The sequence below is a fragment of the Gemmatimonadaceae bacterium genome, assembly GCA_036496605.1.
In the GTDB taxonomy this organism is placed as follows: domain Bacteria; phylum Gemmatimonadota; class Gemmatimonadetes; order Gemmatimonadales; family Gemmatimonadaceae; genus AG2.
Genome location: DASXKV010000018.1, coordinates 22,108 through 43,761, shown reverse-complemented (window position 1 = coordinate 43,761; position 21,654 = coordinate 22,108). Strand labels below are relative to the sequence as shown.

Below are 21,654 nucleotides of genomic sequence, written 5' to 3'. Positions count from 1 at the left end.
AGTTTCGTCGACAATGTCACACGCTCGCGAGATATGTCGCGATTGGCAATGTGAAAGCGCAATGTCTCGAAGTGCTAATCAGCGCCCGCCGCGTGCTTGTCTAACGTAAAGAAGCGTCAGTTCCATTCCGCTTCGGGATAGTGGTAGGGAGCGCGATGGAAGTGTGACCGCTCCCCAGTCATAATCGAGGACGTCGTAGTGGAAATGCGCATCAGCGAACGCATTCTGTTCGCCAGAGAGGCGAAAGTCAGCGCCTCGATTGTGAAAAGTCGGCGACGGACGCACAAAGTGGTCTTTCGTGTGGCGAAAGTGCGCTGCGGCGCGCGAAACTCAGCAACCGGCTAGTGTAACTCCATCATCTCGCGAGGAAAATTGCGTACGCGCGCGGCGAACACACACACATCTCGACGATTGTCGCGCGTCAGGCCATGTATGTCCGCATCGGTCAAAGACTAATCTCACGTGTCATTGCCATACTCGGCGCACCGTTACGCAAAATGGCGCCCGAGAATTCTCTAGTGGCGATATCGTCGCGCATTGTGCGACTCTCGCTGGTGATAGTTCGACGAGCCAGCGTCAAAGTGCGCGATGCTCCGCGTGTGCTCTCCTTACCTCGGCTGCTTGCCCCTGGACGCGCCGCTCTCGTGAGTCTTCACCGAGCGCATTAGGGGTGGACGGCTGATCGGGTGTCTTGTCGAGGGCCTGCTGGCTTGGTATCGATCCTTGGCGCAAAGCGGAAGACACATCATGGAGAGATTTCTCAGCGACGCGCGCGTTGCCCTGCGGAGCTTGCGCCGCTCACCGACGTTCGTGGCGACGACCTGCGCCATCCTCGCAGTTGGCATCGGGATGGCGGCGGCGATGTACACCGTCTTCAATGCTGTCCTGGTCAACAGGCTCCCTGTCGCCGACCAGGACAGGCTTGTCGTGATGCACCCGCTCGATCAGCGCGGCACACATCTCGATGCGCCGTTCCCCTATCTCGCTGACATCGCGCGCGACAGCGCTGTCTTTCACGCTGCGGCCGGTACCGCCCACCTCGGCGCGCAGTCGCTTCCGTTCTTGTACGGATCGACGACGCTCAACCTCTCTAGCGCCAGTGCCTCTTCGAATTTCTTCGACGTGCTCGGCGTGCGTGCCGAGCACGGCCGACTCTTCGTGCGCGAGGATGGCGAACACGGCGCAGCGCCGGTGATCGTGCTGAGTCACGCCGCGTGGCAGCGCGACTTCGGCGGTGATCCGGCAATCGTCGGCCGCACGCTCGTCATTCCATATACGGAGCAGCGCGCGCGCATCGTCGGCATCCTGCGGCCTGGGTTCACTTACCCGCCAGGTGCCGACGCGTGGCTGCCCCTCGCGCCAGACTATGTCGATGCCAGCGGGAAAAAATTACCCAACACGGTGCAGGTCGATATCATCGCGCGTCTTCAGCCTGACGTAACGCTCGATGCCGCGCGCCAGGCTCTGCTCGCGCTCACGCGTCGGATCAATCCGTTCGCGGATGTCGGCGTTCGCGCCGGCGTGGCATACCAGATCTCGAGTGTCGCGGCGCAGTCGTTGGCCGAGACCGTGCTCGGCTCCTCGCGGCCGGCACTCGTCGCGCTCATGCTCGCCGTGGGGATTCTGCTGCTGATCGCTTGCGTGAACGTCGGCAACCTCATGCTCGTTCGATTCATCGCGCGTGAGCGTGAGGTCGCGGTACGTCACGCGATCGGCGCGAGCCATGGCGACGTTGCGCGATTGTTTCTGATCGAAAGCGCCCTGCTCGCTGGCGTCGGCGGAACACTCGGTTGTCTGCTCGCGATCGGACTGATTCAGATCGTGAGTGCCGCAGCGCCACCACAGCTGCCGCGTGTCGATGCAGTTCGCGTCGGCAGCACTCCACTCGTCGCGACCGCGGGCATCATTATCCTCGCGACGATGGCCTTCGGGCTCATGCCGAGCATCATTGGTTCACGCGTGCGCTCCTATACGCTGCTTCGCGCCGATACCCGTGCCGGCGTCGAGAGCCGCTCCAAGCGACGCGTGCGGCGATGGCTCGTCGCATCGCAGATGGCGCTCGCGCTCGTTATGCTCACTGGCGCGGGGCTGCTCGTTCGCACGCTCGCTCGGATGCAGTCACTCGACCTCGGCTATCAGCCGGAGCACCTGTCGATCCTCTCCTTCACCGGGCCACAGAGCGATCTCCCGACGAACGACCGCATCTTCAGCGTCGCCAAGCAGGTCGTCCAAGACATCGAGGCCGTGCCTGGCGTTCTGGCGGCGACGCCGGTCGAGAGTGAACCGTTCAAGGGACAGTCGTTCTTCATTATGAAGCTGGCAGCTGCCGACCAGCCGGCCACCGAGCGCGAACGCGCGCCATTCGTACCGTGGGAGTTCGTCGGTCCGGACTACTTCCGTACGTTCGGCATAACGATACGCAAGGGACGCGGGCTCCTGTCTTCGGACAGCAAGACGGCCGAGAAGGTCGTCGTGATCAACGAGACGCTGGCGCACCGGTTCTGGGCGGGACAGGACGCGATCGGCAAGCGCGTCATCGAGGGCGGGAGAGACACTGACAACACCTACACGGTCGTCGGCGTCGCGAGTGACACGCACTTCCGCGAGTTCAAGAACACGGGCCCGGTTGCGTACTTCAACTGGGATCAGGTCGAACCGTTCTGGAACGGCTTCATCGCCGTGCGCACGAGCGCGCCGCTCGCGACAATGATGCCCGCGCTCCGCGGCGCGATGCGCGAGGCCGATCCGCATCTCGTGCTGTTCGACGAGAAGACGATGGATGAGCTGCTCGACGCGCCGCTCGCGCAGCCGCGACTCAGCGCTCTCCTGTTGACGGGCTTCAGTCTCGTCGCGCTGCTGCTCTCGGGGATCGGGCTCTATGGCGTGATGTCCAGCGCCGTTAGGCAGCAGACGCGCGACATCGGCGTGCGGGTGGCACTCGGCGCGACGGCGAGTGATGTCTACCGGCTGGTGTTGAGCGAAGCCGCATGGGTCGTTGGCGTGGGCGCGGCCATTGGTCTCGTCGGAGCCGTGCTCGGCGGTCGGGTGCTTGCGGCGCAGCTTTTCGAGGTGAGTCCGTTCGACCCGATCTCTCTCGGTGGCGCGGCCGCGTTGTTGCTCGCAATCGGCATGGGTGCGGCGATGATTCCCGCACGGCGCGCGACACGGGTGGACCCGGCAATCGCGCTTCGAGCCGACTAACGGATTGCACTCCGCAGTAGCTTGGTCGTTATGGGAAGTTCAGCGCATTCGGAGCGGCCTTCACTTGCCGAGGCGGTGACGGCTGACGAGTTGCTGCGGCTCGATACCTCCAACAAGCGGACGGAGCTCGTCCGCGGGCAGCTCGTCGTGCGCGAGCCGGCGGGCTATCGGCATGGCGATGTCGCTGCGCGCATTCTCGGCGCGTTGTTCGCGTATGTGAATTCACGTACACTTGGCCGCGTCTTCACCGCGGAAACAGGCTTTCTGCTCCGCCGTAAGCCCGACACCGTGCGGGCGGCGGATGTGTCATTCGTTAAGCAAGACCGGCTCCCCCACCCTGCTCCGCGCGGTTTCGCCGAGCTGGCACCAGATCTGGTTGTCGAGGTGCTGTCGCCGGACGACCGGCCGGGCGAAGTCTTGAGCAAGGTCGGCGATTGGCTAGAGGCCGGCGCGCGGCTCGTGTGGGTCATCGATCCCGAGCGACGCGATGCGCGCGTCTACCGCGCCGACGGAAGCCAGGTCCACCTCGGCGAGAGCGATCAACTCGATGGCGAGTCGGTCGTGCCGGGCTTCCAATGCGCCGTGCGCGGACTCGTTTCCTAGCGACTCACCGTCACGTCGTGCTTGAGTCCGACCTCGCCAATCGTGCCCGCCGGAATCACCAGATCGCTCCCCTTCATCACCGCCCCGACGCCAGCTCCGACCGCCGCGCCCGCAACCGGTGCCCCAGCGATGGCGCCGATGAGCGTCCCCGCTCCAATTTTCACGAGCCCGCCGCCGTGCTTCCCCTCCGCGCCGACGACGTCGGTGACGATCGGCACCTCGCGTCCGCCGATCATGAGCGAAGTCAACGTTCCGTCGAGCTTGGGGCGACCGATCCGCTTGTTGCGCTCGACGTCGAGGATTCTCCCGTAGGCGAGGGCGCCGCTCGGTACGACGACGCGTCCATCCACCATGATGGGCTTCTCGAGTCGGGCGCTGAACACCGATCCCTTGCGCCTGTTCTCGGTCGAGAGCTCCTCGTTGAGCCGAACTGTGAGTCGCGTGCCCGCTGGGATGACCACGCTCTGCTGTGCCCAGGTCGTCGCCGGCGCGAGCATCAGCGCCAGCAGCAGGGACCGCCTGTAGGTCGACATCTGCCTCTCCTTGTCTCGCCGTAATCGCGATATAGCGCAGGCTACGGCATCGCGACGCCAGCAGGGATGGGCCCTTAGGCCATCGACGGCGCGATTCCGCGTAGAATTTAAGTTGCATCATCAGTTCGATGCCTGCCTCGCGCGCACCTTGACTCCGGCGTTAGGCGGGTACGCACATTTGCTGAGGGCTGGCATGAACTATACGGTTTGGCGCCGCGGCGTCTTGCTGGGCCGCACGCATCTCGGGATGCCGAGCCCGGGGTCCAATTTCCGGGCGGGGCAGCTCGAGCCTACAGCGGAGTTCGAGGGAGCCTGGCCGCCGCCCCGTCCAGACGCTGACGCGACGGAGCGAGGCCGCCAGATGTATGAATGGCTCTCGGCCCATCCCGATGTCCCTCGATTGCGCGCCGCGAGCATTCGCGGCCCGTCGGCCGAAGAGGAGGTCGTGGCGAAGCATGTTCGATGATCTTCGATTCGCCGCTCGCGCGCTGTTTCGCGCCAGGGGACTCGCCGTAGCAGCGGTACTCTGTTTGGCGCTCGGCATCGGTGGCACGACGATCGTCTACAGCGTGACCGCCGCGCTCGTGCTGCACCCCGTGCCGGCCGCGGATCCCACCGGACTCGTTATGGTCGCGGAGGTGGCCCCGGCCCGCGCTGGTCCTGACGACGCCTTCATGGCGCCGGCGAACTACGTCGATCTGTCCAAGCGGAATCGCAGCTTCAGCGAGTTGGCCGCATTCGAGGAACTGGATGCAAACCTCACCGGCATCGATCAGCCGGAACGCGTCTCCGGTTTCCGCGTCACGCCCAGCTACTTCCACGTGCTCGGCGTGCGACCCGCTATGGGCCGCGCGTTCAGCGGCGAGGATGCGCGGTACACCGATTCGCCTAACGTGGTCATCCTCAGCGACGGTCTGTGGCGCCGCCGCTTCGCGGCCGACCCGGGAATTCTCGGGCGCGTCGTGCGTATCAACGACCTTTCACGAACGATCGTCGGCGTGATGCCGCCCGGCTTCGTTTTTCCGCCAGGCGCCGAGCTGTGGACACCGCTGTCGCTCGACGGCGCATTCGGTCGCGAGCGCGACGGACGCTTTCTGCGTGGCGTGCTCGCGCGACTTCGGCCCGGCGTGTCGATTGGCCGCGCGAACAACGATGTGCACGGCATGATGCTGGAGCTCCAGCGTGAATATCCCGAAGACGACGGCAAGTGGGACATGCGGGTCGAATCAGCGAACGCGTTTTACGGGCAACACCCGCGTCCATTCATGCTCGCTGAACTTGCGGCGGTTGGACTCGTCTTGCTGATCGCCTGCGCGAACGTCGCCAATCTGCTGCTCGCGCGCGCGACGACCCGCGCTCGTGAGATCGCCGTCCGTATTGCACTCGGCGCGTCCCGACGGCGCATCGTGCGCCAGCAGCTCTCCGAATCGCTACTGCTCGCGCTCGCGGGCGGTGTTCTCGGAACGCTAATCGCTGTGTGGGGCATCGCGGTAGTGCGCACGATGCTTCCCGCCGAGCAGGCGCGGCTCAATCCAGGGTGGACGCGGATGGAATTGAACGGGAGTGTGCTGGCGTTCACCGCTGCGATCTCGGTCATCACGGCACTGATCGTCGGCCTCGTGCCCGCGCTCGTCGCGAGCGGCGCCGATCCGCATCAGGCTCTGACCGAGAGCGGACGAAGTGTTTCGCCGAGCCGGGGGCGGCATCGATTGCGTGGCCTGCTCGTGAGCGCCGAGATGGCGCTAGCGCTCACGATGCTCGCCGGCACGATCGTGACGGTGCGAAGCTTTACGACGCTCGCGAACGAAGCGCCGGGCTATCGTGCTGACCACGTGCTCACGATGCAGCTCACGGCGCCCATCGCGGGCTACCGGACGGCGGCGGACGCCGAAGCGATGTACGACCGCGTGCTGGCGTCACTGCGCGCCGAGCCAGGCGTCGAGAATGCGGCGTTCACTTCGCTCCTGCCGCCCGAGTGGGGCAACTACCGATCGCGGATCTTTCTCGAGGGTGAGCGGCGTCCAACGCGCAGCGATCCGGCGCGCACACCGCGCTCGCAGATGGTGACGCCTGGTTATTTCGCGACGATGAAGATTCCACTCGTGAGCGGACGATTATTCACTGTTCACGACGATTCGACGTCGTCTGCGGCGATCGTGGTGAGCGAGTCGATGGCGCGTGCCTATTGGCCAGGACAGAGCCCGTTAGGCAAGCGGATCGGCTGCGCGTGCAACGACACCACAATGTCGACCGTCGTTGGTGTCGTCGGTGACGTTCACTTCAATCCGAATGTCGGTCCAGCTGAGGCGCCGACCTATTACGTAGCCCTCGCGCAGGCGCCTTACTGGCGAACCTTGTCGCTCGTCGTCCGCACGAGTCAGGATCCCGCTGCAATGACGCCCCGTATCGAGCGCGCAATCGGGAGCGTTGCGCCGACGGTGACGCCCGGAAGCGTCTTCACGCTCGACCATCTGCATGGAACGTCGCTCTCTCCGCAGCGCGTGACGAGTGAGATGATGGCGGCGTTCGCGCTCGTCGCGCTGCTTTTGGCGGCGATCGGTATCCACGGCGTGATGTCCTACACCGTCGCACAGCGCACGCACGAGATCGGAGTCCGTACGGCGCTCGGGGCACAGTCGTCCGACATCTTGCGCGGTGTGCTCGGCGGAGCGATGCGATTCGTCATGATCGGCATCGCGATCGGTGTTGTCGGCGCCGTCTTGATGACGCAAACGCTGGCCCATCTACTGACGCAGCTGTCGCCTAACGATCCAGTGGCATTCGGTGCGGCAGTCGTGGTGCTCGTATGCGCCGCGCTCGCGGGGAGCTACCTGCCGGCGAGGCGCGCAACGAGGGTCGACCCAGCGATCGCGCTGCGTCGGGACGCCTAGCAGGGTGACCTAGTGGACTGTAACCGAACCGGTGACAGCAGGCCCCTTTCATACCAAAGTTCAGCCTCTTAGCCCCAGCTATCACAATCTGGATTACGCTTCACTAGTTGCGCGCCTCTAATGAGAGCGCTTTAATGTTCGCGCACTCCCCATAGCCCGTACTTGACGGCCCTTCTCGCCGCGGTGCAAACTCGAGCGTCGATCGGAAGGGTCTTCATGCGATTTCTCATAGTCGTCAGGTCAGCTGCGCTTGCACTGACCGTGCTAGCCACGCCCCAGGCGACGGCGCAGACCGTCGACTCCACGACGCGTTCTGGCGTACTCGCCGCGATGCGGCAGGAGCTTGCCCGCTCGGTCGCCACCTTCGCGTCACAACCGACGCCGCCCTATTTCCTGAGCTACGACGTCACCGAGACGCACTCGGCCGATGTCCGTGGCGCGTTCGGCACGATCACCGGCGTCCAGGACGGCCGACGCCGTGCGCTCGGCGTCGATCTTCGCGTGGGGAAGCCCGAGTTCGACAACACCCATGAAGTGGCGAGTGGGATGCCGTCCTTTGGCTACTTCCAGCGGTACGCGCTCGCTCCCGTGCCGTTGGGCGACGACACGCTCGGCATTCGGCGCGTCATCTGGTACCAGACCGACGCGCTCTACAAACGTGCGGTCGAGCAACTCGCGCGGGTGAAGGCGAGCGCGCAGCTTCGCGTCACGCCCGAGGATACGTCGCCCGATTTCTCCCACGAGAAGCCGGTGAAACATTACGAGTCGTCCGTCGACGTTCGTTTCGACCGCACCGACTGGGAGAGACGCATCCGCGCGTACACCGCCGCCTTCGCCCGATACAGCGACATCTACGACGGCGAAGCCTCGCTATCCGTCGAGGGGACGACACGCTGGTACGTCAACAGTGAAGGCTCCGAGCTCGAGACGTCATCTGCCTATTACCGATTGGTGATCTCGGCCTACGCGCGCGCTGCCGACGGAATGGTCCTGCCACGCTACGAGTCCTACGTCGCGTTCACGCCCGAGGGGCTGCCTAACGATAGCGCGGTGCACGCGGCGGTGGCCAAGATGATCGAGGACCTCCACGCGCTCAAGCAAGCGCCTGTCATTTCGGCCGCTACCGCGCCCGCGATTCTGTCGGGACGGGCCAGCGGCGTGTTCTTCCACGAAGTCTTCGGTCATCGCGTCGAAGGACATCGCCAGAAGAGCGAGGAGGAGGCACAGACCTTCAAGGGAAAGATCGGCGAGCGACTCTTGCCCAGCGACCTGTCGGTGTATTTCGACCCGACGCAGCAACGGTTAGGCAACACCGAGCTCGCCGGCTACTACCAGTACGATGATGAGGGCGTGGCGGCGCATCGCGTCGATGTCGTGCGGAACGGCGTGTTCTCGGGCTTTCTCATGTCACGCTCGCCGATCGCCGGCTTCACTCATTCGAATGGACATGGGCGGCGCCAGCCGGGTTTGCCCGCCGTCGCGCGGCAATCGAATCTCGTCGTCACGTCGTCGAAGCCCGTCACGCACGAACAGCTCAAGCGCATGCTCATCGCCGAGATCAAGCGACAGGGCAAGCCATTCGGTCTGATCTTCGACGACATCGAGGGCGGCTTCACACTGACGACGCGCTTCACGCCGAACGCCTTCGAGGTCATGCCGATCATGGTCTATCGTGTCTTTCCGAATGGGCGCGAAGAGCTGGTTCGCGGGGTCGATCTCGTCGGGACGCCGCTGATCGCGTTCAGCCGCATCGTCGCCGCCGACGATCAGGTCCGTGTCTTCAACGGCGTCTGCGGTGCCGAGTCGGGATGGGTGCCAGTCTCCGCGTCGTCACCCGCCATTCTCATCTCGCAGATCGAGGTGCAACGGAAAGAGAAAGCGCAGAGCAAGCCGCCGATTCTGCCGCCGCCGGGAGCCGTGCCATGATCGTCATCGTTAGGCGATGTCTGATTGGTGTCTGTGTCGCATGCGGGCTCGTGTCAGCGGCCGGTGCGTCCGCACGAGCACAGGACTCGACCCTGCAACGTGCTCTTCGAGACGAGTTGGATCGCTCGATGCGCGGTCTGCGCCTTGGACAACTCGAGCGGCCGTACTTCATCGCTTATCGGGCGTACGACGCTCGCAGCATCGGCGCATCGGCGACCGGTGGAAGCCTGCTTTCGAGCGGGACGCGTCATAGCCGGAACGTCGGGCCCGAAGTGCGCGTCGGCGACTACGCGTTCGACAATACGAACTTCATGAACTTTGGCTCTAGCGGGATGTTGATGGCCCTCGGAGGCGAGGATTTCGATTTCGGCGCCGGGTCCCTCCCGCTCGACGACAGCTACCTCGAGTTCCGGCGTCAGGTCTGGCTCATGACCGATATGGCGTACAAGCATGCCGCCGAGACCTATGCGGAGAAACGCGCGGCGCTGCTGAACCATTCGCGGCGCGATTCGCTCCCCGACTTCAGCCGGGTGACGCCGACGCAGACGATCGACACGACCTCCGTTATCACTCTCGATCGCGCCGAAGCTGAGTCGCTCGTGCGCGCGTTGTCGGCAGTGGCGGAATTCGCGCGGCTCGATCGGTCCAGCGTGCGCATCGGCGTCGACAATACCGATCAGTATCTGCTCAACAGCGAGGGAACGAGTGCTTTCGTTCGCCGACCGCAGTTCTCTCTGACCGCCTCGGCGTCGACCCAGGCGACCGACGGCGCCCCGCTTGGCGCGTCATTCCATGTGTATGGCCACAGCCTAAAGGACCTGCCGTCACGCGAGGAGCTCGCCCGCGACATCCGTACGCTCGCTCTTCACCTCGACAGCTTGCGCTCCGCGCCCGTGCTCGAGCATTACAGCGGCCCCGTTCTGTTCGAAGGACGTGCAGCGGCGGAGCTCTTCGCTGAGCGCTTTGCGCCCGCGCTGGTCGGACGACGGACGCCGCAGGGCAGCGCGGACTTCGCGGCCATGATGGACGCGACTGGCCGTGGAGCGACACCGCTCAGCGACCGAGTCCGCAGCCGTGTCCTCCCCAACTCGATGACCGTTGTCGATGATCCCACCCTCACCACGCAAGACGGCGTGCCATTGCTCGGGACATATCGCGTTGACAACGACGGCGTCCCGGCGCGGCGCACGGTCCTGATCGAGAGGGGCATTGTGAAGCAAGTGCTCACGACCCGCGTGCCGGTGCGCGGGTTTCTCGAGAGCACGGGCAATCGCCGGGGCGACGGCGCCGCACCGAGCAACATCGTCGTAACGACGACGAACGGCGTGAGCGACGCGGAGCTCAAGAACCGATTGGTCACGATGGTTAAAGACCGTGGCCTCGACTACGGCCTGATTGTGCGCGAGCTCGGGAGTGGCGCCGTCAACCGCGATGATCCGAGCGCGATGATGAGCGAGCTGCGTGGGCGCGGCGCGGGACGTCTCGTCCTCCTGGCCTACCGCGTGTACCCGGATGGTCGCGAGGAGCTGGTCCGCGGCGCGCGGCTGCTGGGTGTGAGCGCCGAGTCGTTCAAGGACATCGTCGCCGTATCGGGCCGCACGACGGTGCTGCACCGTCCAACGATTGCGATGGGTGCCTTTCCTTTCTCGCCACCGATGGAGATGCTCGAATCGTTAGGCGACCTGGCCGGTGAGTCGCTGCCGCTCGCGTCGTACGTCGTGCCGTCGCTGCTCTTCGAAGACGTGTCGCTCGAGCGATCGTCTGGCGAGCAGCCGCGGCCCCCTCTGAGCCCGCCTCCGGGCCGTTGACTCCGAGAGGGCCGCCGAAGCTCCTGTTGAACATAGGCTACGTGCGGCGCGCGCCGTGCAGGGTGGCGGCCCATGCCGTCGCTCCTCGCTCTGCTTCGTCACAGCGTGCTCGTCGCCGCGCTGCTCGCCCCGTCAACGCCAGCCACGCTGGCTCGGCGCGTGTCGCCCGCGTCGAGCGAGAACGGCTGGGCGACATTCTACACGAAGCGACGCGCGGGACGGCGAACCGCCTCCGGCGAACGCTACGATCCGAAGGCTTTGGTCGCCGCGCACCCCACGCTTCCTTTCGGAACTCAGGTCCGGGTAACGCGCATCGAGACGGGCAAGTCCGTCGTGGTCCGAATCGTCGATCGCGGGCCATCGCGCGCGGAGCGCCGACGTGGCTACGTTATCGACCTCTCGCGGGCGGCGGCGGAGAGTCTCGCGTTCGTGCGACGGGGTCGCACGCGTGTCCAACTCGACGTCATCGGATCGGCAGCTGGCGCTGGGTACTGATTTGCGCTCCGATATCTGGTCTATCGTTAGGCGGCGGGTACATTCTTTCACGCTCAACCGACAATGAACACGGACGTCATTCTGAAGCGCTTCGAGCAGCCCGACGAGGTACGGAACCTCGAGAAGGGTCGCTTCGAGTTGGTCCGCATCGGCGGCTTGACGATCGGCCGCGCACTTTACGAACCTGGATGGCGCTGGTCAGAGCACGTCGGCCGTGCCCTCGGCCAGGCCCGGTGTGCCGTTGAACATGTCGGCTTGGTCGTATCGGGCGCGGCGACGGCCGCGTTTGCCGACGGCCGGATTGTCGAGCTCAGTGCCGGGACGCTGTTCCACATTCCGCCGGAGCCGCATGATAGCTGGGTGTTGGGCGATGAGCCGTACGTCTCGCTCCATTTTCTTGGCGCCGATCACTACGCTCGATGAACATCGTATGAGACTCGTGACGAAACGTGTTCTCGCGAGCATCGGCCTCGCCATCACATACAGTTCAGTCGCGCGTGCCCAAGTCGCCGTCGCGGACGATGCGCGCCGCCTGCTTTCCACGCTCTACACGGCAATCGGTCGCGGCGATTCCACGAGCGCGCGTTCGTTAGTCGCCGATGACTTGATCTGGGTTGTTGGCAGCAACGGAGCAATCATGAGCAAGTCACAGTTGCTCGGGGCAGCTTCGGTCCCGAGCCCAGTCCGATTCGAGATCGTCAGCTTGCGAGCGCACCAGTACGGCACCACCATCGTGGCTGACTACGTTCGCCGCGATCATTGGCCACTTGGCACGAGCGAGTTTACCGTCTCCTGGCGTGCACTTGCGGTCATCGTGCGCAGCAGCGGAGGTTCGCAACTAGTTCGTCATACACTTTCCTGGCTTGCGCGACCGGTCAACGCAATCGCAACCGATTCGAGTGACCTCCAACCATTCGTTGGTCGCTACCAAATCGCTTCGGGATACGTCGACAATGTTCATTGGGAAGCTGGCCACCTCGTCGCAACTGCGTCTGGTCAAACGTCCGGCGCGCGTCTTGTGCCGGTCTCAGTGAATGCCTTTAGTCCAGATGGCATCGGAGCCGTCATCACCTTCGAGCGCGATGCCGCCGGGCGCGTCGTCGACTACGTGCAGGCCTATCCTGACGGTCGCGTCATTCGCGCGACCCGTCTGCCATAGCCACGAGAGGCTGAGGAATCAATGAGAATAGCTCTGAACGTGATCGCGGCTCTTGCCCTCCTCATAGGCTGCGTGTGGTTCCTGCAAGGAATCAACGTCCTTCCTGGCAGCTTCATGACCGGTCAAACGAAGTGGGCGATCTACGGTGCTCTGCTAGTAGTGGCAGCACTTGCGTTGCTTATCTTCGCAAATCGCCGCCGGCAGAGCGCCTTATAGCCACAGCGGCTACATCGTCCTCGCTCGACCATTGACGAACTAGTCGCACTGTGGCTATACTCGGGATGTGACTACCGACCCGACACCCGAAGAGCTGCTCCCACTCCCCGCCGCCACGCTGCACATCCTGCTCGCGCTCGCCGAGAACGAGCGACACGGCTACGCGATCATCCAGGACGTCGAGGCACGCACCGACGGCGAGCTGCGCCTGAGCGCGGGGACGCTCTACCGCTCCATCGCTCGCATGGCCGAGCAGGGGCTCATCATCGAAATCGAAAAGCGCCGCACACGCGCCGAAGACGAACGGCGACGCTACTATCGCATCACGCCACTCGGCGTCGCCGTCGCGCGCGCCGAAGTGAGGCGTCTGTCGCAACTCGTCCGCCACGCACGCGCGCGCGGCCTTGCGCCGAGGACCGTGTGAATCGCTTCTATCGCGCGCTGCTCCGCCTGCATCCGACGTCGTTCCGCGAGGACTATCAAGCCGAGCTCCTTCGGACGCACGAGGATCAGGTGCGCGATCATGGGAGGTTCGGGGCCATCGTGGCCACCGTCGCCGACGTGGTGCCGAATGCGATTGCCGCGCACTGGGAAGTGCTCGGTCAGGACATTCGTTATGCAATGCGGTCGCTGAGCGGATCGCGTGGCTTCGCCGTGGCGACTATTCTCGTGACCGCGCTCGGCGTGGGGGCCAACGCGGCAACCTTCTCCATCGCCGATTTCGTGCTCGTACGGCCGTTGCCATTCCCACAGCCCGATGCGGTCGTGAGACTCTGCGAAGCGTCCAAAGGCGACAGAGGTTGGGGCTGCATGAACCAGTTGTCGCCGGCGTCGTACCGCGACGTGCGCGAGCAGAGCCGGTCGTTTGCCGCGTTAGGCGCCTTCACAGGACGCAGCGTGAATCTCGTCGGCGCCGGCGATCCCATCCGCGTCAACGGTGCTCTCGTCACGTCGAACTTGCTGCCGCTGCTCGGCGTGCCACCGCTGTATGGTCGCCTCTTCGATTCTACCGGCACCGGAGATAGCGATGCACAGACGGTAGTCATCGGCTTTGGCTTGTGGCAGTCGCAGTTCGCGGGCGATCCAGGCGTCGTGGGACGGAAAGTGAGCTTCGACGGAACACCCTACGTGGTGATCGGGGTGATGCCGCCGCACTTCATCTTCCCCACTGCGGACAATCAGGTGTGGATGCCGCTCGTGTTGCGTCCGGACGACTATACCGATCGCGGGAACTCGTATCTCGATGGCGTGGGAAGACTGAAGGCCGGCGTGACCTTCGAACAGGCGCGTCTCGAGCTCGCTGCGCTCGCCGACCGGATGAATCGCGAGCATCCCGACGCGTACAAGGATCTCGCTTTCAGCTTCTTTCGCCAGCGCGACCAGATGTCGCCGCGCTATCGACTGATTCTGCTGACGTTGTGCGGTGCGAGCCTGTGCATGCTTCTGCTCACCTGCGCGAATCTCGCCAACTTGTCGCTGGCACGCGCAGCAGGACGCGAGCGCGAGTTGGCGGTGCGCGCCGCACTTGGCGCGGGGCGTGAGCGTCTCGTCAGGCAGATGTTGACGGAGAGCGTGTTGTTGGCGCTGATCGGCGGAATCGCCGGTGCTGTGGTTGCGGCGGCGGCGGTGCCGTTGTTGTCCCAACTCGTTCCGTCCACGCTTCCGATCGCGACGAAGCCGACGGTCGACGTCCGCGTGTTCGTCTTCGCCGCGACCTTCGCGACGCTCACTGGCCTTGGTTTCGGTCTCCTTCCTGCCTTACGAGCGGGAAGTAAGACCGGCTTCGTCGCTTTGCGCGAGGGGACGCGTAGCGGCGCACGCCGGCAGCGGTTGCGCACGGCGCTCGTCGCAATCGAGGTCGCCGTGTCGGTGGTCCTGCTGATCTCGTCGGGCCTACTGATTCGCGCCGTCTGGCGCGTGCGGGAGATCTCTCCGGGGTTCACGACGGATCACGTGTTGACGTTGCGCACGACGCTGCCGAGTCCCAGGTACGACGACTCGGTGCGCCGAGCGGACTTCTACGATCGAGTGCTCACCGGAGTTCGCGCGCTCCCCGGCGTGCAGAATGCTGCATACACGAGCGGTTTGCCGACTGTGCTGACGGGAGGCATCGCGCGCGTGTTGCTGCCTGGAGAAGTCGATCGGCGCGACGGCTCGCAGAACGTGAGTCTTCGCATCGTGTCCTCGCAGTTCTACAAGACGCTCGGCATCCCCTTGCGGCGCGGCCGCGACATCAGCGAAAGGGATACCCCCGATCGGCCGCTGGTCGCGGTGGTGAGCGAATCGTTCGTGCACCAGCGCTGGCCTAACGACGATCCGATCGGCAAGACCTTCGACGTGCGCGACCAGAGGCGGTCGGTCGTCGGCGTCGTCGGCGACATCAAGGTGCGTGGGCTCGAGCGGGAGAGCGAGCCACAGCTCTACCTGCCGATTCATCAGATTCCACCGCAGACCGGCGATCTGTATCTGCCGAAGGACTTGCTGGTCCACTCATCGACACCGCCCGTGGCGCAACTGGCGGCAATTCGCGACATCGTTAGGCGAGTGGATCCCGAGCAGCCGCTCTCGGACGTCCGCATGTTCTCCGACGTCCTGGCGTATCAGACCGTCGATCGGAGGACGCAGGTGAACGTGCTCGGTGCGCTGGCGCTGCTCGCGCTCATTCTGTCCGGTGTCGGCATTCACGGCCTGTTGAGCTTCACGGTGGCGCAGCGCGATCGCGAGATCGGCGTGCGCCTCGCGCTTGGCGCCGAGCGTGCCGCGGTGGCACGCATGATCGTGTCGGAGGGAGTGCGGATGGCGGTGATCGGCGTCGTGCCCGGGGTGCTGATCGCGTATCTCGCCGCGCGCGCGATGAGCGCGCTGCTGTTCGGCGTGTCGGCTGGCGATCCGGTCACGATTGGCACGGCGGCGCTGGTCTGCTTTGCGACGGCGGCGCTCGGCTGCGTGCGGCCCGCATTCCGCGCGGCGCGCATCGATCCGATCTCGGCGCTCAGATCCGACTATTGACCTTCACCATTGTTGGGCGACGTTCTGTGCGCCGGATAGCAGGGGCGGTGGGCATCGGTGTGACGCCGCCCGAGTATGTCGGTCGCGCATTCGCCGAAGCGTTCGGGGCCGACGATGCTCGAGTCCAGAGAACCGCTGCCGTAGCTTGACGCGCGCGACAAAAAGAACTTGCGCCGTCCACCCATGGCCGTTCGAGAACAATTGCGAGATATTGGCGATCGTGCGTTCGATCGCGTCCGGGTTCAATAGATGATCCGGCTGTAAGTTTACGCCGATAGCAGAGCTGCAATCGGCCGGGATTCGAATCCTGGCCGAAATCTGGCCTTCGAGCAATTAGGAACTACTCAATGTTCCTCAAGTACGCGACAGCTCTGACCCTCCTGCCACTGGCTACGCTGTCTTCCCAACCGACAGCCCCGGCTCAACAGGATAACCTCCGGCGATACATCGATTGCAATCTTGGAGACAAATTCTGGGTTGTGGAATCAGCCGAACGCGCGCGGCCCTTCGTGCGTTCCGTAGGCGGAGCTCAGGAACCGAATCAGATCGTCGTAACGCACGGGTTCAGCTTGCACATCGCTTACGGGGGTACGCCTTTCGTGAACTTCAAGGCAGAGCGCCTGGGCAGTTACGCTCTAGCGAAGAAGCACTTGATTCATGACCTGACCACGGTGGCCGAGGGCACCCCGGACATGGAATCAAGAACGCCTCCGCACTCTTCTTTGAATGGCTTTGACATCTACGCGATCGACCGAACAAAACTCTCAGGAGGCGTCCAGAGCGTGTATCTGCTGTTTCGCGATGCCGACCAGACAGTAGTCACGCTATACGTTCTAAATACTCCGCCTGAGACCCCGAGGTTTTCGACAATCGAGCAATATCACGCCCTGAGTCGCGAATTCCTTCAGACCTATACGGGGTGCGTTGCGAAGAGTTTGAAATAGCCTGGCGCGAGAAACCCATCGGCGCGACGGCCTCGCGCTGCCTGACGCCTAACGGTAGTAGCCGCGGGAGCGTTCGCGCATGCGACAGATTCGAGCTGGGAACATCGTCCTCGCGAGCGCAGCCTATGCACTCGTGGGCACGGCAACGGCCGCACTCGCTGGAATGGCGTCGTCGCCGGCCGCGGTGAAGGGGTGGCGCGTTGCCGCATGGCTGCTCGGCCTCGCCGTGTTCGGTCTCCACCTCACCATCGAGCGCCATCGAACGGCGCAACGCCTCAGCGTCGCCACCCACGTCGCACTGGCTGTCGCGCTCGGGGCGTTCATCGTCGCCGCGTTGGGCCCCTTCCGCGCTCATTGGGGTGAACCGTCGCGCCTCAAGCTGGCCCTGCTCTCGCTCCTCGCCTGGCCCGTGCTGACTGGAGCGCCGGCATTTGTCGTCGCGCTGATTGTCGGCCTTCTTCTCGACCGCGTAGCTGGCAGCCCTCGGGCTTCGACGACCGTGTCACCTAACGAGCGCTGAAGCTGATAGACGCGGCCGCCTGACCCTGGCAGTTGCCCAACTATTTGCTACAATAGCCGCACACCAGCTGCGGGGAACATATGCGCCGATCGTCAGTGGTTTACACGATCGACTCGGAAGTCGTCCGAAGGCAGTGCTCGCGCGTCGCTGAACTCCCGCGTTCGGGAGTTGTTGGTGTCGGAATTCGATGCACCGAGTGGGTGGCGCGATCGGCGCGTCGCTCGTAAGGAGGTCCAATGCATTCTGCGAGATGGATTCGCTCGCGCCGCGACCGCGGACGAGCAACTCGTTGGTTGGGCTGGCGCCTTACCTGAATATCACGGCCACGTATGGGAACTACATCCGGTCGTCGTCCACCGCGATCATCGACAGCGTGGTATTGGTCGCGCTCTTGTCGAAGCCATCGAGCACGAGATCCAGCGACGCGGCGCGCGCACGCTAACACTCGGCACAGACGACGATGCGGTCATGACGTCGGTCGGCGGGGTCGAGCTCTATCCCGACGTGGTCGGGCACCTCCGCGAACTACGGGACTTAGATCGGCGGCATCCTTTCTTGTTCTATCAGCGTCTAGGGTTCGTGGTGACGGGGATCATGCCGGACGCGAATGGACCTGGTAGGCCGGACATCTACATGTCCAAGCGGGTAGCGGGGGCCTCGATCGGCCACGTGGATGACCGCTAGCGCAGATCGCGAGTTAGGCATCGAAGAGGTTCCTTATGGTCAGTTGGAGTCGATTCTCGCTTGCACTTGCAGTCACGATCGGGGGCGGTGTCGCTCACCGGTCAAGCGCCCAGACAGCACATCTCTGGAGCGCCGACGCCACCATTGGCGACGGGACAGGCCACGGCGGCGAATACTTCGATGATGGCCGCATCGTGGCCCATCTCGCTTTGGGCAAGTTTCTGGTGAAGCGCGGAAAGCTCGCCGTGTACGCCGAGGCCGGCTACGAATGGCTCGGCCTCGGAGCCGTTTACCTGACGTGCCCTCTGAATTCGAGCGGCGGCTGCCGGCCTCACTACCCCTCCATCGCTGGGCCGAGTGCGTCAACTGGCGTTCTTTTCGCGCCGTGGACACGCCTCGAGGCACGGGCTGGCGTCGGGGGTGCAGCATATTCGGTGGACGGCACCCGCGTCGGCGCCGTGGTTGGCCAGCTCGATGCCGCTGTGTTCCCACAGCCCATATTGGGCTGGTCCTCGGCCCGCGATTCGTCGTGATTCCGCGGTACCGGCGCGATCGCCTGACGATGATCCCGGCGCTGTTTGGGTTGCGAGTCCGGTGAGTCCTTCGGCCGCGAAGCCTAACGACTCGTAGGAACGAGGAGGTTTATCACTTACCCGCCCGCGAGGCCTCGAGCGCGCCGGTGTCCACGCTCAGCAGTGTCCTCGGTGATGAGCATCAGTCGAACGGCGAACGATCAACGTGACGGCACTCTCCTCCGCGCCCTGGCGGGCACCAGTCGTGCAACGCCCAACCGCGCGCGGTATTGTTGGCGTACGTTCGGCGAGGCTGCTTCCTGATCATGTTACGCCTTCTCTCGCGCGCCGCGTTCGCATTCCTCGTCCCAATGACGACGAGCGCCCAAACTCAGATCCAGTCGTCGCCGCCGGGCCCAGCCTCGCGGATGCCGCGACCGGTTAGCAGGTTACCAATCTGCTCAATTCGCTTACGGCTGACTTCAGGCGTAAGGTAGGACGCCCTCTCGCGCATGGGACGCTTCGACCTCCGCATCTACGCTGCGCACGCGGTCGTCTGGCTCGCCTTCGCCGCCGGTGACCTGCGTGCGGCCCGCATTCCGCGCGGCGCGCATCGATCCGATCTCGGCGCTCAGATCCGACTAGACGGGGCGCGGTTCGCTCTACTCGAGCCGTGCTTTCACCATCCTCCGGAACGTTCCGTCCTCCAGATATTTCCGGAGATTCTTCCCGGGGCAATTCGTCTGCGCATACTGATAGTGTCCACGGATGCTGTCGAGCGGCACGTCGAACCGTTTCACCGCCCACGCCATGAGATTGGCGATCGCATCGAGCTGCGCCTGTGTCGGCTCCTGAAGGTTGTAGTTGCCAAGGATGCTGATGAGAAGGTGCCCGGTTGGATCGTACGTCGTGTTGGTCTCGCCCATGTAGTGCCAGTCGCGACCCTCGTAGATCTTGCCGTCGAGATCGATCAGGAAGTGGTACGGCACGTCCCACCAGTTCCGATCTCGCGCGCCCCACGACTGCAGGCCGCGCAGCTTGGCGACGGGATCGTCCTGGGGACGCAGTGGTCCCGGACTCCCTTCATGATGCAGCGTTATGCTGGTGATCCGCTGCGGAACGCGGAGCCGCATCTCCGCGCCACCAGCGACGCGCGATGACGCGACGACAGACGGGAGTGAGGCGACGGTCGCGACCTCGAGTGCCACGAGACCTCCGCCCAGCTCGCCCTTCGCGTAGATCGCTACGATCGCGACGTGGTAGTCGTGCCAATTGAAGGCTTCTCCCTCGCGCGCAGCGCGCTCCTCCTGCGAGTTGCCGGACCGAAGTTGCAGGCGTGCGCTACCGACGTGTGTCGCGTGATTCGTGTCGGGCGACGTGCCGAGGACTGTGATCGACAGATCGTGAAAGACGAGCGTGCGGCCCGGCGGTTCGTTGCGGCGGATGGCGTCGGCGACGTAGCCCAGTGCCGGCTGCGACTGCCACTGCGCGCGCGGAATGATCCTCGGCTGCGGTACCGCCGATTGCGATACGGCGTACGGAGCGTGAACCATCGCGCACGCGATGGCGACGAAGAGTCCGAGCGAATTTCGGAATGATCTCATCTTCTAAAATTGCGCGATGGACGTTAGGGTGAGAAGACCGAGCACGTTGATTGCTTTCCACTTGCTACATGATGGCGTTCCATTTCGTCGACAGTCGCGGCATAAGCTGGATGGTTATTCCAAGCTTGCCGGCGAACCATCCTGACGCCAGCGACGGCAACGACACGGTGTCCGTTCCACCGACTGGGTTCACCTTCCGCGCGAGCACAGGCGAGCTGCGCGTACTTCCGCGCGCAGAGATTCGCCGCGTTTCGGCGCTCGCCATTAACGTGGCGCCCTTGAAGGTTGGGCCACGTCTACACCAAGTGACCGATGCCGACTGGGAAGCGCTGCTCAACCAGGCCCGTCGCTGGCCATGAGCGATTGCATATTTTGCCGCATACTTGCGGGCGATCTTCCTGGAAGCTTCGTGTATCGTGACGAGCGGTGCGCCGCGTTCATGGACATTCAACCCGTCAACGCCGGTCATCTGCTCGTCGTGCCCGTTCGTCATGCGGCCTATCTCGCCGACAACGACAGCGGCATCGCCGCCGACCTGATGCGCGTCGGCCACGCGGCTGCCGCAGCGCTTCGCGCGAGCGGGCTGCCGTGCGAAGGAGTGAACTTCTTTCTCGCCGACGGCGAGGCGGCAATGCAGGAGATCTTCCACGTGCACCTGCACGTCTTTCCGCGCTTCCGCGGCGATGGGTTCGGGCTCAGGTTCAGTCCCGAGTACTACACGCGCCGTCCGGCGCGCGCCGAGCTGGACGCGACCGCAGCAACGCTCTCGCCTCTCGTCGAACGATAAGCCGGGAGCTCCGGTTCGCTAAGCGACGCCCCCGCGCACGTCGAGGGCGAGCTCCAGAAGCGAGACATGAGTAAATGAGATCCGGCTTTTTCGAAGTGGCACTCAGGCATCTCACCCACCATCAGCGAGCCCAGCTCCGAGCAACGAGAAGGCAGCAACGAGGTGCGAGATTGAGCTCGAGCCGTGAGCAATCTCGTATCTGAAGCTCGATCTCGAAACTCGTCGCTGCCGTCTCGCGGCTCGCTCGTCGTTATGTATGCGCGCGGGATTCGGTTCTCTCCCCTTGCCTATCTGCTCATGGCGTTCCTTCCGTACTGGCACACGGTGGGCGGCCACTACACGTTCGAGCGCGTGCCGTTCGACTGGTTCGATCGCGCGTTCGGATTTCAGCGCAACATGTTCGACCGCGTCGGCCATTTCTCGGTCGGGTTCTTTGCGTTCGGCATTCTCGAATACCTGCTCAGCCGCAACGCGATGAGCCGAACGCTCGCGTGTCTCTTTGCCATATTCGCGATCGGCTTCGTCGCGATGTCGTACGAGCTGATCGAGTGGCTATACGCGGCGTACGGCGGGAATGCTGCCGCGGGCGCGAACTTCCTCGGCAGTCAGGGCGACGTCTGGGACACGCAGAAGGACATGCTCATGGACACCCTCGGCGCCATCGCGACGGTAGTCCTCTTTCTCGTCGTGCGAAGGCCACGACCGCAACGCATCGATGCCTAACGCCCACTGAGTCTTGCGCGAAATGCTAGGCGGTCGGTA

Annotated in this window: 20 protein-coding genes; 18 read left to right on the top strand and 2 right to left on the bottom strand. The window is 64.2% G+C overall.

What is annotated here, in order from left to right; genetic code table 11:
• Positions 1 to 747: 747 nt before the first annotated feature.
• Both VGH98_06425 and VGH98_06420 read left to right on the top strand, forming a co-directional pair.
• A complete protein-coding gene (locus VGH98_06425; GenBank protein ID HEY2375594.1) occupies positions 748 to 3,201 on the top strand; it encodes an ABC transporter permease in 2,454 nt (817 codons plus the stop codon).
• A gap of 30 nt (positions 3,202 to 3,231) precedes the next feature.
• The gene (locus VGH98_06420; GenBank protein HEY2375593.1) at positions 3,232 to 3,804 is read left to right on the top strand and encodes a Uma2 family endonuclease; all 573 of its coding nucleotides are present in this window, start codon (positions 3,232 to 3,234) and stop codon (positions 3,802 to 3,804) included.
• On the opposite strand, the gene VGH98_06415 is transcribed toward VGH98_06420, so the two are convergent.
• A complete protein-coding gene (locus tag VGH98_06415) occupies positions 3,801 to 4,337 on the bottom strand; it encodes a hypothetical protein (protein HEY2375592.1) in 537 nt (178 codons plus the stop codon). The genes VGH98_06420 and VGH98_06415 overlap by 4 nt on opposite strands.
• Before the next feature lie 193 nt (positions 4,338 to 4,530).
• On the opposite strand from VGH98_06415, the gene VGH98_06410 reads away from it, so the two are divergent.
• From VGH98_06410 to VGH98_06350, 13 genes are all read left to right on the top strand, one after another.
• A complete protein-coding gene (locus VGH98_06410) occupies positions 4,531 to 4,803 on the top strand; it encodes a hypothetical protein (GenBank protein HEY2375591.1) in 273 nt (90 codons plus the stop codon).
• Positions 4,793 to 7,228 (top strand): ABC transporter permease, encoded by a 2,436-nt coding sequence (locus VGH98_06405; GenBank protein HEY2375590.1) that lies wholly within the window; start codon positions 4,793 to 4,795, stop codon positions 7,226 to 7,228. Before VGH98_06410 ends, VGH98_06405 begins: the two co-directional genes overlap by 11 nt.
• Before the next feature lie 216 nt (positions 7,229 to 7,444).
• On the top strand, positions 7,445 to 9,154 hold the full coding sequence (locus tag VGH98_06400; GenBank protein HEY2375589.1) for a TldD/PmbA family protein: 1,710 nt from the start codon (positions 7,445 to 7,447) through the stop codon (positions 9,152 to 9,154).
• A 128-nt stretch (positions 9,155 to 9,282) separates the two neighbouring features.
• Positions 9,283 to 10,962 carry a metallopeptidase TldD-related protein gene (locus tag VGH98_06395; GenBank protein ID HEY2375588.1) on the top strand — a complete coding sequence of 560 codons (1,680 nt, stop codon included), beginning with the start codon at positions 9,283 to 9,285 and terminating at the stop codon, positions 10,960 to 10,962.
• Between the two features lie 72 nt (positions 10,963 to 11,034).
• On the top strand, positions 11,035 to 11,457 hold the full coding sequence (locus VGH98_06390) for a septal ring lytic transglycosylase RlpA family protein (protein HEY2375587.1): 423 nt from the start codon (positions 11,035 to 11,037) through the stop codon (positions 11,455 to 11,457).
• A gap of 63 nt (positions 11,458 to 11,520) precedes the next feature.
• On the top strand, positions 11,521 to 11,880 hold the full coding sequence (locus tag VGH98_06385; protein HEY2375586.1) for a hypothetical protein: 360 nt from the start codon (positions 11,521 to 11,523) through the stop codon (positions 11,878 to 11,880).
• A 16-nt stretch (positions 11,881 to 11,896) separates the two neighbouring features.
• The gene (locus VGH98_06380; GenBank protein ID HEY2375585.1) at positions 11,897 to 12,616 is read left to right on the top strand and encodes a nuclear transport factor 2 family protein; all 720 of its coding nucleotides are present in this window, start codon (positions 11,897 to 11,899) and stop codon (positions 12,614 to 12,616) included.
• A gap of 283 nt (positions 12,617 to 12,899) precedes the next feature.
• Positions 12,900 to 13,256 carry a helix-turn-helix transcriptional regulator gene (locus VGH98_06375; protein HEY2375584.1) on the top strand — a complete coding sequence of 119 codons (357 nt, stop codon included), beginning with the start codon at positions 12,900 to 12,902 and terminating at the stop codon, positions 13,254 to 13,256.
• Entirely contained in the window at positions 13,253 to 15,841 is a 2,589-nt protein-coding gene (locus VGH98_06370) for an ABC transporter permease (GenBank protein HEY2375583.1), read from the top strand. Before VGH98_06375 ends, VGH98_06370 begins: the two co-directional genes overlap by 4 nt.
• Before the next feature lie 347 nt (positions 15,842 to 16,188).
• Positions 16,189 to 16,785: a hypothetical protein gene (locus VGH98_06365; protein ID HEY2375582.1), complete on the top strand. Its 597-nt coding sequence runs from the start codon at positions 16,189 to 16,191 to the stop codon at positions 16,783 to 16,785.
• A 79-nt stretch (positions 16,786 to 16,864) separates the two neighbouring features.
• Entirely contained in the window at positions 16,865 to 17,305 is a 441-nt protein-coding gene (locus VGH98_06360) for a hypothetical protein (GenBank protein ID HEY2375581.1), read from the top strand.
• 174 nt (positions 17,306 to 17,479) lie between these two features.
• Positions 17,480 to 17,989, top strand: coding sequence for a GNAT family N-acetyltransferase (locus VGH98_06355; GenBank protein HEY2375580.1), 510 nt, complete (start codon positions 17,480 to 17,482; stop codon positions 17,987 to 17,989).
• 35 nt (positions 17,990 to 18,024) lie between these two features.
• On the top strand, positions 18,025 to 18,522 hold the full coding sequence (locus VGH98_06350) for a hypothetical protein (protein ID HEY2375579.1): 498 nt from the start codon (positions 18,025 to 18,027) through the stop codon (positions 18,520 to 18,522).
• A 641-nt stretch (positions 18,523 to 19,163) separates the two neighbouring features.
• Here the strand turns inward: VGH98_06350 and VGH98_06345 are convergent.
• Positions 19,164 to 20,105, bottom strand: coding sequence for a peptidoglycan recognition family protein (locus tag VGH98_06345; GenBank protein ID HEY2375578.1), 942 nt, complete (start codon positions 20,103 to 20,105; stop codon positions 19,164 to 19,166).
• 50 nt (positions 20,106 to 20,155) lie between these two features.
• On the opposite strand from VGH98_06345, the gene VGH98_06340 reads away from it, so the two are divergent.
• The 3 genes from VGH98_06340 to VGH98_06330 all read left to right on the top strand — a co-directional run bounded on the left by VGH98_06340 (position 20,156) and on the right by VGH98_06330 (position 21,615).
• Complete coding sequence (locus VGH98_06340) at positions 20,156 to 20,464, top strand: hypothetical protein (protein HEY2375577.1); 309 nt, start codon at positions 20,156 to 20,158, stop codon at positions 20,462 to 20,464.
• Complete coding sequence (locus tag VGH98_06335; GenBank protein ID HEY2375576.1) at positions 20,461 to 20,892, top strand: HIT family protein; 432 nt, start codon at positions 20,461 to 20,463, stop codon at positions 20,890 to 20,892. Before VGH98_06340 ends, VGH98_06335 begins: the two co-directional genes overlap by 4 nt.
• Positions 20,893 to 21,075: 183 nt before the next feature.
• On the top strand, positions 21,076 to 21,615 hold the full coding sequence (locus VGH98_06330) for a DUF2238 domain-containing protein (GenBank protein HEY2375575.1): 540 nt from the start codon (positions 21,076 to 21,078) through the stop codon (positions 21,613 to 21,615).
• The last annotated feature ends 39 nt before the right edge of the window (positions 21,616 to 21,654 follow it).